Genomic DNA, 14070 nt, shown 5'->3' on the forward strand with positions numbered 1-14070 from the left:
AATGACCAGACTAGCCGTGACTGTGGCCTCCCGCATCGTGCGTCGCACCGACGGGCTGCCCGGGCGCCCCGGCCGCCCCGCCCGCCTTCACCGTGAACGACGCCGTGCGGACCTTGCCCTCGTGCTGGAAGTCGAGGAAGAGGCGGTACGTGCCCGCGCTGGGCGCCTCCGCCGTGAAGGAGACGTCCGGGCCGGGGCCGCCCTCGTTCGGGTGCACGTGGAGGTAGGCGAGGTCGCCGTCGCGCAGCGCGACGAGGTGTCCGTACGCGCCGAGGTACGGCTCCAGGTTCGTCACCGGCTTCCCGGCCTTCGTGACGGTGAGCTTCAGCTCGCCCGGCTTGCCCGGGTCCAGGACTCCGCCGAGCCGGACCTGGTAGCCGTCGACCGTCGCGGTCGGGGCGATCGCCGGCAGCGGCTTCGGCGCGTACGCACCCGGGACCGAGAGGTCGGCGCCCAGCGTGACGCCCTTCGCCGCGGCCGCGGGCTTGAAGTCCGCGAAGGCCTTGTAGCCGCCCGCCACCGGCAGGTCGGCGTCCACCGACCAGGTGCCGTCCGCGGCCTTCACCGGGTGCAGGTGGCGGAAGGTGTTGAGGTCGCGCGAGGCGACGATGAAGTGCAGTTCCTTGCCGTGTTCGGTGGTGAACGCGGTGACCTTCTTGCCGGTCGCGTCCTTGATGGAGAACTTCAGGGTGCTCCGGCCCACGGCGGGCGTGGGCGTCTCCAGGGCGAGGGTGTAGCCGTCCTGCGAGATCTGGAGGCCGCCCGGGAGAGCCGCGGCGGCTGCCGTGGTGCCGCCTTCCTCGTGGCCCACATGCCCGCCGGCTTCCTTCTTCTGCGGGTCCTGCGACGCATGTTCCGCATGTTCCGCGTGTTCCGCCTTCTTCGGCTCGTCCACGGGGCCGATCCCCTTGCCGACCCCGTACGCGGTCCCGAAGGTCGCGGCGAGCGCGGCGGCAAACGCAGTGATCTTCACTCCGGTGTTCATGACTGCTCTCCCGTACGTGTGGGACGGCGTGGGTAACCGTTCGATGCACTTCACCATACCCCTGGGGGGTATCAAGTCAAGTCCGGCCCACACTTGCGCCGGATACCACCGGGGGGTATACATGGACTCACAACCGGATACCCCCCGAGGGTATCTCCGAGTGGAACCGACCGAGGAGGAAGCCATGGGCTCCTGCTGCACCCCCGACAACAGCTGCTCGACCACGGAGGCCACCGCCGTCGCGGTCGCCGACAGCACCGTCACGGTCTACGCCGTCTCCGGCATGACCTGCGGCCACTGCAAGAGCGCGATCACCAAGTCCGTCAGCGCCCTCGACGGCGTCCTCTCCGTCGACGTCGACGTCGCCGGCGGCCTGGTGACCGTGACCACCGGCGGCGAGCCCGACGACGCCGCGATCACCGCGGCCGTCGACGACGCGGGCTACGAGCTGACCGGCCGGGCCTGATCCGCCGCCGGGCAGACCGACACCCCGCCGGCGTCCCCCGTCCCGGTACCCGACGGTCCGCCCGGCAGGCGGACGACCGCCCGCACCCCCCGGCCGCCGGGGCCCGACCTCCACGCCCGGGCCCCGGCCCCCGAACCCCGCTGCACCGAGGAGCAGGAAATGACCACGACCACTCCGGGCACCGCCCAGGTCGAGCTCGCCATCGGCGGCATGACCTGCGCCTCGTGCGCGGCCCGTATCGAGAAGAAGCTCAACCGCATGGACGGGGTCGAGGCCACCGTCAACTACGCCACCGAGAAGGCGAAGGTCACCTTCGACGCCGACATCGACGTCGCCGACCTGATCGCCACCGTCGAGGCCACCGGTTACACCGCGCAGGAGCCCACTCCCCCGAAGGCCGAGGACAGCAGCGGCGGCGGCCCCTCCGACGAGGAGATCGCCGATGCCGAGCTGCGGCCGCTCAAGCAGCGCCTGATCACCGCCGTGACGCTCGCCGTGCCCGTCATCGCGATGGCGATGGTCCCGGCGCTGCAGATCGAGTACTGGCAGTGGCTGAGCCTCACGCTCGCCGCCCCGGTCGTCGTCTACGCCGCCTGGCCCTTCCACAAGGCCGCCTGGACCAACGCCAAGCACGGCGCGGCCACCATGGACACCCTGATCTCGGTCGGCACGATCGCCGCGTTCCTCTGGTCGCTGTGGGCGCTGTTCTTCGGCACCGCCGGTACGCCGGGCATGACGCACCCCTTCGAGTTCACGATCGCCCGCACCGACGGCGCCGGGAACATCTACCTGGAGGCCGCGGCCGGCGTCACCGCCTTCATCCTGGCCGGCCGGTACTTCGAGGCCCGCTCGAAGCGCAAGGCGGGCGCCGCGCTCAAGGCGCTGATGCAGCTCGGCGCGAAGGAGGTCACCGTCCTCAAGAACGGCCGCGAGGTCACCGTACCGACCGCCGAACTCCAGGTCGGGGACCGCTTCCTGGTCCGTCCGGGCGAGAAGATCGCCACCGACGGCACCGTCGTCGAGGGCTCGTCCGCCGTCGACGCCTCCATGTTGACCGGCGAGTCCGTGCCCGTCGAGGTCTCCGTCGGCGACTCCGTCACCGGCGCCACCCTGAACGCCGGCGGCCGTCTGGTCGTCGAGGCCACCCGCGTCGGTTCCGACACCCAGCTGGCCCGCATGGCGAAGCTCGTCGAGGACGCGCAGAACGGCAAGGCCGCCGCCCAGCGCCTCGCCGACAAGATCTCGGCCGTCTTCGTGCCGATCGTCATCGCCCTCGCGCTCGGCACCCTCGGCTTCTGGCTCGGCACCGGCCAGGGCCTGACCGCCGCCTTCACCGCCGCCGTCGCCGTCCTGATCATCGCCTGCCCGTGCGCCCTCGGCCTGGCCACCCCGACCGCCCTCATGGTCGGTACGGGCCGCGGCGCCCAGCTCGGCATCCTGATCAAGGGGCCCGAGGTCCTGGAGACCACCCGCAAGGTCGACACGATCGTCCTGGACAAGACCGGCACCGTCACCACCGGCCGCATGACCCTCATCAAGGTCCACACCGCCGAGGGCGTCGACGAGACCGACGTCCTGCGCCTGGCCGGCGCCCTGGAGCACTCCTCCGAGCACCCGATCGCCCAGGCCGTCGCCACCGGCGCCGCCGCCAAGGTCGGCACCCTGCCCACCCCCGAGGACTTCGCCAACATCCCCGGACTCGGCGTCCAGGGCATCGTCGAGGGCCACGCCGTCCTCGTCGGCCGCGAGAAGCTGCTCGACGAGTGGGCCATGGCCCTGCCCGCCGCGCTCAAGTCCGCGAAGGAAGAGGCCGAGCGGGCCGGCAAGACGGCCATCGCGGTCGCCTGGGACGGGGAGGCCCGCGCGGTCCTGGAGGTCGCCGACGCCGTCAAGGAGACCAGTGCCGAGGCCATCAAGCGGCTCCGTGCGCTGGGTCTGACCCCGATCCTGCTCACCGGTGACAACAAGGCGGTCGCCGAGGCCGTCGCCGCCGAGGTCGGCATCGACGAGGTCATCGCCGAGGTCATGCCGCAGGACAAGGTGGACGTCGTCAAGCGCCTCCAGGGCGAGGGGCGTTCGGTCGCCATGGTCGGCGACGGCGTGAACGACGCCGCCGCGCTCGCCCAGGCCGACCTGGGTCTGGCGATGGGCACGGGTACGGATGCCGCCATCGAGGCCGGCGATCTGACCCTCGTACGGGGGGACCTGCGGGCCGCGGCCGACGCGATCCGGCTCTCCCGCAAGACGCTCGGCACGATCCGCTCGAACCTCTTCTGGGCCTTCGCCTACAACGTGGCCGCCCTGCCGCTCGCCGCGGCCGGACTGCTCAACCCGATGATCGCGGGCGCGGCCATGGCCTTCTCCTCGGTCTTCGTGGTCGGCAACAGCCTCCGCCTGCGGGGCTTCCAGCCCATCGACCGCTGAACCACCCTCCGCCCCCCGCCCTGTGAATCCCGGATCTGAATCCCGGACCTGGAATCCCGATCTGAATCCCCGATCTGAATCCCTGATCTCCTAGGAGCCCGTCGTGGCCGGTTACGGACAGCACAAGGAAGACATCATCAGACGGCTGAGGCGCATCGAGGGCCAGGTCAGGGGGGTGCAGCGGATGGTGGACGAGGACGTCTACTGCATCGACGTCCTCACCCAGGTCTCCGCCATCAACGCGGCCCTCCAGTCCTGCGCGGTGGCCCTCCTGGACGAGCACCTGAGCTGCTGCGTCACGGAGGCCATCGCCCAGGGCGGGGACCAGGCGAAGGTGAAGGTGGGTGAGGCGTCGAAGGCCATCGCCCGGCTGATCCGGACGTGACGGAGTCGCCAGGACTCACCGAGGAGACATCAACCGCCCTTGCGTGAAGGGCAGTCGGCGGACAGCGTGAGACTCAGCCGGAGACACAGGCCGAGCAGTTGGCGGAGGAGCACCAGCTCCACCGAACCGGGCAGACCGGAGTCGCAGACCTTCGCGCAAGGGCGGTTCTTCATGAGGGTCGACATCCTGCCACTGTACCCCTGGGGGGTATACCTGGGCGGGGGGAGCGGCCCGTACGATGAGCCGCCCGCAAGGGGAGGGTGAGGGGATGCACGTGCGCCGGCTGGGAGAGCTGGAGGCCGAGATCATGGACCGGCTGTGGGCGTGGCAGCGGCCCGCCACGGTCCGCGAGATCGTCGACGACATCAATCGGGGACGCCGGGTCGCCTATACGACGGTGATGACGGTGGCGGACATCCTGCACCGCAAGGGCTGGCTCCGCCGCGAGAAGTCCGGGCGGGCCTGGCTGTACGAGCCGGTCCGCAGCCGCGAGGAGTACACGGCGGGCCTGATGCGGGACGCGCTCGGCGACAGCCAGGACCGCCCGGCCGCCCTCCTCCGCTTCGTCGAGGTCATCTCGGACGAGGACATGGCCGCCCTGGACGCGGCCCTCCGCGCGGCCCGGGGCGGGGGCCCGCACCCGGACGCGCCGGCCGGAGGTCACGCGTGAACCACCACCTGCTCATCCCGCTCGGGCTCGTGCTCGTCACCGGTGTCCTCGTGCCCTGGCTGCTCGCCCGGGCCCGCTGGGTCCAGCAGGTGCCGCGGCTCGCGCTCGGCGTCTGGGCCGCGTGCGGCGCGGGCTTCGCGGTGGGGGCCGCGCTGCTGCCCGCCCAGCTGGTCCTGACGGGCACCGCGAGCCACCGCCTGAGCGACATGATGTTCACGTTCCGGCCGCCCACGCTCGACCAGCTCCTGAACCTCGACGGGCGCGAGCGGTTCGCGTTCTCCCTCTCGCTCCTCGTCCTCTCGGCGCCCACCGCCGCGTTCGTACGCCGTCTCGCCCGCGCCCGGCGGATGCGGACGCGGCACGCGGGCGTGCTGCGGCTCGTCGGGCGGTACGACGCGACGCTGCGGGCCACCGTCCTCGACGACGACCGGCCCGCCGTCTACTGCCTGCCGGGCCGTTCGCGCCGGGTCGTCGTCTCCTCGGGCGCGGTGCACGCCCTGACCCCGGCCCAGCTCGGGGCGGCCCTCGCGCACGAGCGGGCGCACATCTCGGGGCGGCACCACCTGCTCGTCGCGGCGGCGGACGCCTTCGCGGCGGTCTTCCCGCACCTCCCGCTCGCGCGGCGCGGCGGGTCCGCCGTACCCCTGCTGCTCGAAATGACCGCGGACGACCGGGCGTTGCGCCGGTGCACGCGGGACGCGCTGGCGACGGCGCTGTACGCGCTGGCCTCGGGGCGGGCGCCGCGGTCCGCGTTCGGCGCGGGCGGACCCTCGGCGGCGCTGCGGATGCGGCGCATCCTCGCCCCGCACAGCGCCGGACACCCCGTGCTGTACGGGGTGTTGACGATCGCGGCGGGGGGACTGGCGATGGCGCCGCTGGTGATCGCCTGCTGCTCGTTCCCCCAGTAATCCCCGAACACCGCTATTTACTAAGTGAATTCGTAGATTTCGCATCGGTCACAGATCACGGAATGCGCCGCTATTGTGGGTACGTTGGGGCTCGGACTCGGCACGTCGAAGGGTGCACAACCAATGCAGCTCGCCGGCGTTCGTACGGCAGCGGCCGGCGACGCGACCACGATATCCAGACTGCTTGCCGACATCATCCGGAGCAGCTACGCCGGAATACTGGACGAAATCCCGATGCGGCGGCTGATCTCCGCCCAATGCGCACTCCCCCGCATACGCGCGGAAATTGAAATTCCGGGGGGTGCTCCCGGCTGGCTCGGCTGGCTGGTCGCCACGGACCCGGAGGGCACGGTCGTCGGCGTGGCCGCGGGCGGCGTCCCGGTCCCGGGCGAGGGCGAGGTGTACGCCCTCGCGGTGCAGCCCGGCTCGCGCCGCGCCGGCGTCGGTACGGCCCTGCTCGCCGCCGCGACCGAGCGGATGCGTGACTACGGCGCCCGGGAGCAGCGCGTGGAACTCCCGGCGGCGCCCGATCCGGCGCTCCCCTTCTACGCGCACCTCGGTTTCGCGGCCCTCGCTCCGACCCGCTGGAGCCGGCCGCTCTCCTGACCGCCCCCGTGGCAGATCCACGCCATCGCGTGTTCACGCAGCCCGATCCGGTGGATCGGGGTTCGCTCCCCAGGTCAGGATGGGTTCAGCGGCGCGGGCCCGGCGGCACGGGTACCTCGTCCGGACGGCATGGACCGAGCGAGCCCCTGGAGGAGCGATGCACACACCGAGCACTTCCCTGCCCGTCGTGCCCGCAGCGCTCGCTCCGGTCCTGCCGTCCCGATACGGCTTCGACCGGGACCCGGCGCCCTGCGCCGGCATCCGGGTCGCCGCCGACACGCTCCCCGGGCTCGAATCGGTCTCCCCCGCCGACGAGGGCTCGGTCTGGCTGCACGACGCCCTGCTCGGCCCGCACAGCGCGGACATCGTCCGCTACCTCAGCCTCGCCCGCTCCACCGGCGGACCCGTCCTCGACCTCGGCTCCGGCGCCGGGCGGCTCGCCGTCCCGTTCGCCCGGCACGGCTTCGCCGTGGAAGCCGTGGACCGGGACGCCTCGGCCCTTGAGCGCCTCGAAGGCTGGGCCCGCCGGATCGGCCCGCAGGTGGCCGGGCTCGTCGTCACCCACCGCGCCGACCTCGCCGAGCTGCGGCTGGCGGGCAGCTACCGGCTCGCGCTGCTCGCGGGCGCCATGGTGACCGCCGTACCGCCGGACAGCCGGCCGGGGCTGCTGCGCGAGGTCGCCGCCCATCTGGAGTCGGGCGGGGCGCTCGCCCTCGACTACACCGCGCACCTGCTGCCGGGTCTCATCGCGGAGCCGCGGCGGACCTGGGCCTTCCAGGTGCCGCGGTTCGACGGGATCGACGAGTGGGTGGTGGCCCGGCAGGTCTTCGACCTGCCGTCGATGAGCGAGCGGATCACGTACTACGCGGCGAGGACCGGCAAGGTCTCCTCGGAGCGGGTGGTGCTGACCACCGACAAGTGGATCGTCGACCCCGAGCGGCTCGCGGCGGAGCTGCACTCGGCAGGGCTGCACATCGAGGGCCGGCGGCGGCACCGTATCGACGAGAGGACCGAGTCGGTGCTCCTGGTGTGCAGGGCGGACGACTGACTCCTCCGCGTGCGCAGGACGGACGACTGACCGATTACGGACCTGCCGAGGTTGACGAGCAAGAGGTACGATGCCCACAAAAGTTTGAGCCGACCAGGTGGCGGGCGGAGAAGATGGCAGTCGTGGAAGAGCTGACGGGCCGCGAGGCGGTGATCCAGCGCCTGCGCGATGTCGGGCTGCGGGTCACGGGCCCGCGCCTGGAGGTGCTCACGGTGCTCGCCGCCGGCGGCCATCTGGACGTCGAGGCGATCACGACGACGGCCCGCGAGCGGCTCGGCACGCTGACCAGCCAGGCCGTGTACGAGATGCTGCGGCACTTCCAGGAGACGGGTCTGGTCAGCAAGTTCGACCGCCCCGGTCTGCCCGCGGTCTTCGAGATCTCCGGGCCGCCCCACCAGCACGCCCTGTGCACCGGATGCGGCCGCGTGGAGAACGTGTCCGCGACCGCGCCCGAGCCGCCCCGCGGCGCACTGCCGCGGTGGCGGGTGGACGACGCCGAGATCGTCTTCAGGGGTCTGTGCCCCGACTGCCGGGCGAGCGACCCCGCCGCCTGAGCCGCAGTCACCGCCGTACGCACCCGCCGCCTGAGCCGCAGTCACCGCCGTACGCTCCGGCAGCTGGGCCACGGTCAACTCCGTGCGTGTCGTTCGATTTTGTGGCAGGGTCTAGCGGGGCGATTCAACAGGGTCCACCGGATCCGAGGGGAGTCTGCTGCGCCGTGTCCAGAAACGCCGCCGTGTCCCGGCCGGGGAGCGATCAGGCCCTCGCCGTCTACCAGGCATTACGCGCCCGCCCCGAGGCCGGCTTCGACGAGGTCGCGGACCGGTTCGAGCTCTCCGCCGAGGAGCGGGAGCGATGTCGCTGCGAACTCGTCTCCTTAGGCCTCACCGCCCTCCCCGACCCGTCCGAACCCGGCGCGTCCGAGCCCGGCGCCCACACCGTCGTCGACCCCGATGTCGCCCTGCTGCGGCTGCTGCGCCGGGAGCGCGACCGGCTCCAGGACCGCCTCGCCGCGACCAGCCGCGCGCACACCGCCCTCGAAGCCCTCGCCGGGCCGTTCCTGCGGGCCGGGGCCGCGCCCCGCTCCGAGGTCGAGGTCGAGATCGTCACCGACCCGCAGCGGGTGCTGCGCGAGCTGTCGGAGCTGACGGAATCCGTGCGGACCGCCGTCCACGTCATGCACACCGGGTCCGTACGCCGCGAGGACATGGCCGCCGAGCTGGAGCGGGACCGCTCCCGGGCCGCCCGCGGGGTGCGGGTCCGCGCCATGTACAGCCGCCGGGTCGGGACCGTGCCCGAGATGACCCAGCACCTGGAGGACCGGGCGGCGCTCGGCGTGGAGCTGCGGCTCTCCCCCGTGGTCCCGATGAACATGGTCCTCGCCGACGAGAACTTCGCCCTGCTGCCCACGGACCCGCACGACCCGGACTCGCCCACCATCCTGGCCCGCGGCCCCGGCCTGGTCCGCTCGTACCTCGCGCTGTACGAGTACTGCTGGCAGGCGGCCTCCCGGTACGGCGAGGAGCCCGGGGAGTCCGGCGGCGACGGCCTCTCCGACCAGCAGCGGGCGGCGCTGCACATGCTCGCGTCCGGCATCAAGGACGAGCAGATCGCGCGCAGCCTCGGCGTCTCGCTGCGGACGGTGAGCCGGCTGCTCTCCGAGGTGATGCAGGAGCTGGGGGCGGCGAGCCGCTTCGAGGCCGGCGTGAAGGCGGCACGCCTCGGACTGCTCGACGGCGAGGGGCCGGAACCCGTGGCCTAGTACGAGGAGTTCGGATGTCATGGAGGACGCGCACGGCCCGCCGGTCAGGCACCGGGGGCCGTGCGGGCCGGAGGAAGCGCACGACGGACTCCCGCCGCGCCGGGTGACAGGGCGGGGCGGGGCGACTCGGAGAATGAGGGGGTCACTTCGCCATGGTCACCGCGGGCGACGGCATCGGGGACGGCACGACCGGCGTCCTGCTTGCCGTGTACCAGGAGCTGCGCCGCCGGGGCGTCTCGGACTTCGAGGAGGTCGGCAGGGAACTCGGCCTCGTGCCGGAGGAGTACGAGCGATGTCGTCGCGAACTGCTCTCCCTGGGCCTGATCGTGCCCACGGGGCAGGTGCACGCCACCGTCGACGCCGTGCAGGACGGCAGCTGGCGGTCCGAGGCGGACACGGTGGCGGTGATCGATCCGGAGATCGCGCTGCTCCGGCTCCTGGAGCGGGAGCGGGAGCGGCTGCGGGAGCACCTGGCCGAGGCGGACGAGGCGTACAGCACGCTGGAGGTCCTGGCGGGCTCGTATCTGCGGGCGGAGGCGCTGACCCGGGCGGAGGCGCACGTCGAGGCGCTGACCGACTACCGCAGGATCCAGCAGGCCATCGAGGACATCACCGATGTGATGCAGGAGAGTTCGGCCTCGCTGCACCCGGGGACGCCGGGCCGACAGAACCCGGAGCTGATGCTCGACCGGGACCGGCGGCAGCTGGCGAACGGGGTGCGGGTGCGCGCCATCTACGGGCGCCAGGAGGCCACGGACCCGCAGATGGAGAAGTTCCTGGGGCAGCGGGCGGAGCTCGGGGTGGAGATCCGGCTCGCGCCGGTGGTGCCGATGAACCTGATCATCGCGGACCAGCAGTTCGCCCTGGTACCGATCCGGCCGGACGAGCCGGGCGAGGGCGCGATCCTGGCGCGGGGCAGCGCGCTGGTGCGGCCGTATCTGAGCCTGTACGAGCACTGCTGGCACACGGCGACCCCGTACGGGAACGAGATGGCGGCGGAGGCGGGCGGCGACGGGCTTTCGGAGCAGCAGCGGGCCGCGCTGCACATGCTGGCCTCGGGGATGAAGGACGAGCGGATCGCGCGGACGCTCGGGGTGTCGCTGCGGACGGTCAGCCGGATGATCTCGGAGCTGATGCAGGAGCTGGGGGCGACGAGCCGTTTCGAGGCGGGGGCGCGGGCGGTGCGGCTCGGCTGGCTGGACTGACCCTTTCCGCGGTGCTCACGGGAAATGCGCGGGGCCCCACAATCGTGGCAGCGATTGCGGGGCCTCACGGTGGGGGGGGATCGCCCGGGGGAATTGCCCGTTGAATATCCCTGGTAATGGATTCAGTTGGTGGGGATTCAGTTGGTGGGGGTGGGGGTCGGGGTGACCGGCGGGACCGGCCAGCCGTTCCCGCTGACACCGGCGTTGGTGTGGGGGGTGACCGGGGTGCTGTCGGCGGAGACGGCGACAGCTGCGCCGGCGGCGACGGCCGTACAGGCAACGATCGCGACGATGAGCCGGCGGGCGGTCTCGCGGATACCGGTGTTCTGCGCAACGGACATGATTCCTCCAGGGCTTGGAATGTGAATTCCGTCTTCCGGGGGCCCGTGCCGCCGGGCGTTCCCTGAAGACATCTCCATACTGTCCCGGTCCCCGTATCGAATCCAGTGATAGTTCGTGCGTGGACCCGCCATGGCGTGGATGCGTCAATGCGCCAGCAGGGCAACGGAATTGAGGCATCCAGAGCTCCCCATACCTTTGGTCGAACCAAAAGAGATGCTAGACTTGTGCTACGGCCTTCTCGTTCCTCCAGGAGAGAGGGGCCGCCGGGGCAGGGGCGTGCCGCCGCCCCTGCCCCATCCCCCGCTCCAGGGCCCCCTGGTACACCTCGATGGTCCGCCCGGCCGACACCCGCCAGCTCATCCCGCGCGCATGGCGCACCGCCGCCGCCCCCATCGCCTCCACCGCCTCCGGGTGCGCCGCCAGCCAGCGCAGCCGGCGCGCGTACTCCACCGGGTCGTGACCCCGCACGAGCATCCCCGTCACCCCGTCCCACACCGCCGTCGGCAGCCCGCCCACCGCCGCCGCGAGCACCGGCGTCCCGCACGCCTGCGCCTCCACCGCCACCAGACCGAAGGACTCGCTGCGCGAGGGCACCACGAGCACGTCCGCCGCCCGGTACCAGTCCGCCAGCTTCTCCTGCGGTACGGGAGGGCAGGGCCGCAGCACATCGGTGACCCCGAGCTCCTCCGCGAGGCGCCAGGCCGAGCCCCGCTCGGTGGCGCCCGAATGCCCGCCCACCACCGGCACCAGGAGCCGGCGGCGCAGCTCCGGCGCCTCCCGCAGCAGCTCGGCCACCGCCCGCACGAGGACGTCCGGTCCCTTCAGGGGCTGGATGCGGCCGGCGTACAGCGGCACGAACGCCCCGGCCGGCAGCCCGAGCCGGGCCCGCGCCGCCGCCCGGCCGTCCCCGGGACGGAAGGTCCGCAGGTCGACCCCGGGCCGTACGACCTCGGTCCGCGCCCCCTCCGCCCCGTACAGCGAACGCAGCGCCTCCGCCTCGTCGGCCGTGTTGGCGATCAGCCGGTCCGCGCTGCCCACCACCAGGTGCTCGCCCCGGACGCGGAGCTCCGGCTCGGGGGTGTCGCCCTCGGCGAGCGAGGCGTTCTTCACCCGGGCCAGGGTGTGGGCGGTGTGCACGAGCGGTATCCGCCAGCCCACCTGCGCGATCCGGCCCGCCTGCCCGGAGAGCCAGTAGTGCGAGTGGACCAGGTCGTAGCGCCGCTCCTCCTTGAGCAGGGCCAGCGAGAACGGCACCACCAGGTCGGGCATGGCCTCCTTGGGCAGCGCCCGGCGCGGACCGGCGTGCAGATGCCGGACCCGCACGCCCGGCGCGAGCTCGACGAGCGGGGGCGCGTCCTCGCCCCGGCAGCGGGTGAACAGGTCGACCTCCGCGCCCTGTTCGGCGAGGGCGCGGGAGAGCTCGACCATGTAGACGTTCATGCCGCCGGCGTCCCCCGTCCCGGGCTGGTGGAGCGGGGAGGTGTGGACGCTGAGCATGGCGACGCGCAGGGACACGTGGGGCTCCTGTGAGAGGGAGGTGGGGGGCCACGTGTCCCTGCGCGTCGCTCGCGCGCACGGTCACGCGGCAGGGGACGAAGATTCCTGACGAACTTCCTGACGAACTTTCCTAAGAAAGTACTTAGTTGCTTAGTAGTACGGAGGCGGGCGAGGCTCAGAACCCGAAGACCGGTCCCGAAGGCGGCGCCAGCCTGGTCCCCGGCAGCGGCCCCGTCAGGGCCTGCCAGTCGACCGGGCGCCCCGGCTCCACCCGGAGCGCCGACGCGAGCCGGTCGGCGCCCTCCGGCATCACCGGCCGCGACCAGGCGGCCAGCGCCGACGCCACCGCCAACTGGGCGGCGAGGGCCGGGAGATGACGGCAGGAGGTGCTGGGCCGGCACCGCTCGTGGGCGTTGACGTGGCCGAAGTCGGCCGTCGAGCGGACCATCTCGTCCAGGACCGCGACCGCCCGGCGCGGGTCGAACGCGTCGGGGCCGTACGCCTCGCGCAGGTCGTCCACGCCCCGGTGCAGCCGCCGCTCCAGGATCTCCCAGCCGGTGCCGCCGGGCAGCGCCTGGGGGGCGAGGCCGCCGCACTCCTCCCGTACGGCCGCGAAGAGCCGGGACAGCCAGCTGTTCCAGTTCTCGTCCAGCTCGTGCCGGGCGGCGGCGAGCCGCTCCCGCCGGAAGACCGTGCGGCGCCCGAGCGGACGGGCCTGGAGGACGTGCCGGCGCAGGGTGTCGGAGCCGTACTCGGTGAGCAGGTCGAGCGCCCAGACGTGGCCCTCCTGGACGCCCTCCTCGATCACGTACGACTCGTTGACGTTGAAGTCCTGCGGCAGCTTGACGTCCTGCGCGAGGAGCAGCACCGGCAGCAGCACGGCATGGCAGAAGGCGTGCCCGAAGCCGCAGAAGTGGATCGCGCGGCGCGGCAGCGGCCCCTTCACGTCGTAGCCGAAGAGGTGCATCGCGGCGGCCTCGAAGCAGCCGTCGATGCGGTGCTCGGGGAAGCCCTCGACGGGCACCGGCAGGCCCCACTCGCCGGGCTGGCCGACGGCGATGTCCGGCAGCCCGTCCTCGACGAGCGACTCGCACAGCGCCGCGAGCCGCGGCGGCAGGCCCGCCGTCGCCCAGTAGTCGGCGAGCGTGTCGCGGAACGGCTCCAGCGGCACGTAGAGGCGGCGGCAGCGGCGGGCGACCGCCGGGGTGTCGCAGAGCGCGCAGCGCGCAGCGATCAGGTCGCCGCCGTCGTTCGGCCGGGCGCACTCGTGGCACATCCCGCCGTCGCTGGCCGCGCCGCAGTGCGGGCACGTGCCGGTCGCGTGCGCGCCGTGCAGCCAGCGGCCGCAGGGCTCGCAGTACGGGAGCAGCCGGGTCCGGGGCGCGATGACGCCCTGCGCGTACAGCTTCGCGAAGAGGTCCTGCACCCAGCGCCCGTACCCCTTGTCCCGGCGCGGGCGCACGATGTGGTCGAACTCCACGCCCGCACGCAGCCAGTCGGCGGTGATCGCGGCACGGTAGCCCTCCGCGACCTCCTCCGGCTTGCGGTGGTGGCGCAGCGCCCGCACCTCGACGGAGCTCGCGTGATCGGCGGTGCCGGTGGTGAACCGGATCGCCTCGCCCTCCGCGCGCAGATAGCGGGTGAGGACGTCGGCGGCGACGTACGGCCCTGCGAGGTGGCCGATGTGGAGTTCGCCGTGGGTGGCGGGAGGGGTCGCGGTGATCCAGACAGGGGTGCTCATGGGACCTCCTTGACGGGGCGCCGTGGGGCGC

Annotated in this window: 15 protein-coding genes; 10 read left to right on the plus strand and 5 right to left on the minus strand. The window is 72.8% G+C overall.

What is annotated here, in order from left to right:
* Window positions 1-10: 10 nt before the first annotated feature.
* On the minus strand, window positions 11-985 hold the full coding sequence (locus ACZ7HT_RS12110; protein ID WP_471163505.1) for a hypothetical protein: 975 nt from the start codon (window positions 983-985) through the stop codon (window positions 11-13).
* A 184-nt stretch (window positions 986-1169) separates the two neighbouring features.
* Here ACZ7HT_RS12110 and ACZ7HT_RS12115 point away from each other — a divergent pair, with 184 nt between their 5' ends.
* From ACZ7HT_RS12115 to ACZ7HT_RS12125, 3 genes are all read left to right on the plus strand, one after another.
* On the plus strand, window positions 1170-1451 hold the full coding sequence (locus ACZ7HT_RS12115; protein WP_352026998.1) for a heavy-metal-associated domain-containing protein: 282 nt from the start codon (window positions 1170-1172) through the stop codon (window positions 1449-1451).
* Between the two features lie 159 nt (window positions 1452-1610).
* Entirely contained in the window at window positions 1611-3875 is a 2265-nt protein-coding gene (locus tag ACZ7HT_RS12120) for a heavy metal translocating P-type ATPase (RefSeq protein WP_471163508.1), read from the plus strand.
* 103 nt (window positions 3876-3978) lie between these two features.
* Window positions 3979-4260 (plus strand): metal-sensitive transcriptional regulator, encoded by a 282-nt coding sequence (locus tag ACZ7HT_RS12125; RefSeq protein ID WP_015035316.1) that lies wholly within the window; start codon window positions 3979-3981, stop codon window positions 4258-4260.
* Window positions 4261-4289: 29 nt separating this feature from the next.
* Here ACZ7HT_RS12125 and ACZ7HT_RS12130 read toward each other — a convergent pair whose 3' ends face one another.
* Window positions 4290-4445: a hypothetical protein gene (locus ACZ7HT_RS12130; protein ID WP_158718993.1), complete on the minus strand. Its 156-nt coding sequence runs from the start codon at window positions 4443-4445 to the stop codon at window positions 4290-4292.
* An 89-nt stretch (window positions 4446-4534) separates the two neighbouring features.
* Between ACZ7HT_RS12130 and ACZ7HT_RS12135 the strand changes: the two genes are divergently transcribed.
* The 7 genes from ACZ7HT_RS12135 (at window position 4535) to ACZ7HT_RS12165 (ending at window position 10459) form a co-directional block, all read left to right on the plus strand.
* On the plus strand, window positions 4535-4930 hold the full coding sequence (locus ACZ7HT_RS12135; RefSeq protein ID WP_471163510.1) for a BlaI/MecI/CopY family transcriptional regulator: 396 nt from the start codon (window positions 4535-4537) through the stop codon (window positions 4928-4930).
* A complete protein-coding gene (locus tag ACZ7HT_RS12140; RefSeq protein WP_471163512.1) occupies window positions 4927-5838 on the plus strand; it encodes a M56 family metallopeptidase in 912 nt (303 codons plus the stop codon). The genes ACZ7HT_RS12135 and ACZ7HT_RS12140 overlap by 4 nt, the downstream gene beginning before the upstream one ends.
* A gap of 123 nt (window positions 5839-5961) precedes the next feature.
* Window positions 5962-6444 (plus strand): GNAT family N-acetyltransferase, encoded by a 483-nt coding sequence (locus ACZ7HT_RS12145; RefSeq protein ID WP_471163515.1) that lies wholly within the window; start codon window positions 5962-5964, stop codon window positions 6442-6444.
* A 157-nt stretch (window positions 6445-6601) separates the two neighbouring features.
* The gene (locus ACZ7HT_RS12150) at window positions 6602-7492 is read left to right on the plus strand and encodes an SAM-dependent methyltransferase (protein WP_471163518.1); all 891 of its coding nucleotides are present in this window, start codon (window positions 6602-6604) and stop codon (window positions 7490-7492) included.
* Window positions 7493-7605: 113 nt separating this feature from the next.
* Window positions 7606-8046: a Fur family transcriptional regulator gene (locus ACZ7HT_RS12155; protein WP_471163521.1), complete on the plus strand. Its 441-nt coding sequence runs from the start codon at window positions 7606-7608 to the stop codon at window positions 8044-8046.
* A 164-nt stretch (window positions 8047-8210) separates the two neighbouring features.
* Window positions 8211-9254 (plus strand): LuxR C-terminal-related transcriptional regulator, encoded by a 1044-nt coding sequence (locus tag ACZ7HT_RS12160; protein ID WP_471163524.1) that lies wholly within the window; start codon window positions 8211-8213, stop codon window positions 9252-9254.
* Window positions 9255-9406: 152 nt separating this feature from the next.
* Window positions 9407-10459, plus strand: coding sequence for a helix-turn-helix transcriptional regulator (locus ACZ7HT_RS12165; RefSeq protein ID WP_471163528.1), 1053 nt, complete (start codon window positions 9407-9409; stop codon window positions 10457-10459).
* Between the two features lie 137 nt (window positions 10460-10596).
* On the opposite strand, the gene ACZ7HT_RS12170 is transcribed toward ACZ7HT_RS12165, so the two are convergent.
* The 3 genes from ACZ7HT_RS12170 to ACZ7HT_RS12180 all read right to left on the minus strand — a co-directional run bounded on the left by ACZ7HT_RS12170 (window position 10597) and on the right by ACZ7HT_RS12180 (window position 14039).
* Complete coding sequence (locus ACZ7HT_RS12170) at window positions 10597-10800, minus strand: hypothetical protein (RefSeq protein ID WP_471163531.1); 204 nt, start codon at window positions 10798-10800, stop codon at window positions 10597-10599.
* A gap of 217 nt (window positions 10801-11017) precedes the next feature.
* The gene (mshA, locus tag ACZ7HT_RS12175) at window positions 11018-12298 is read right to left on the minus strand and encodes a D-inositol-3-phosphate glycosyltransferase (RefSeq protein WP_471164046.1); all 1281 of its coding nucleotides are present in this window, start codon (window positions 12296-12298) and stop codon (window positions 11018-11020) included.
* A gap of 175 nt (window positions 12299-12473) precedes the next feature.
* On the minus strand, window positions 12474-14039 hold the full coding sequence (locus tag ACZ7HT_RS12180; protein ID WP_471163533.1) for a class I tRNA ligase family protein: 1566 nt from the start codon (window positions 14037-14039) through the stop codon (window positions 12474-12476).
* Window positions 14040-14070: the final 31 nt, after the last annotated feature.

This window comes from Streptomyces sp. NPDC037410 (assembly GCF_055602235.1).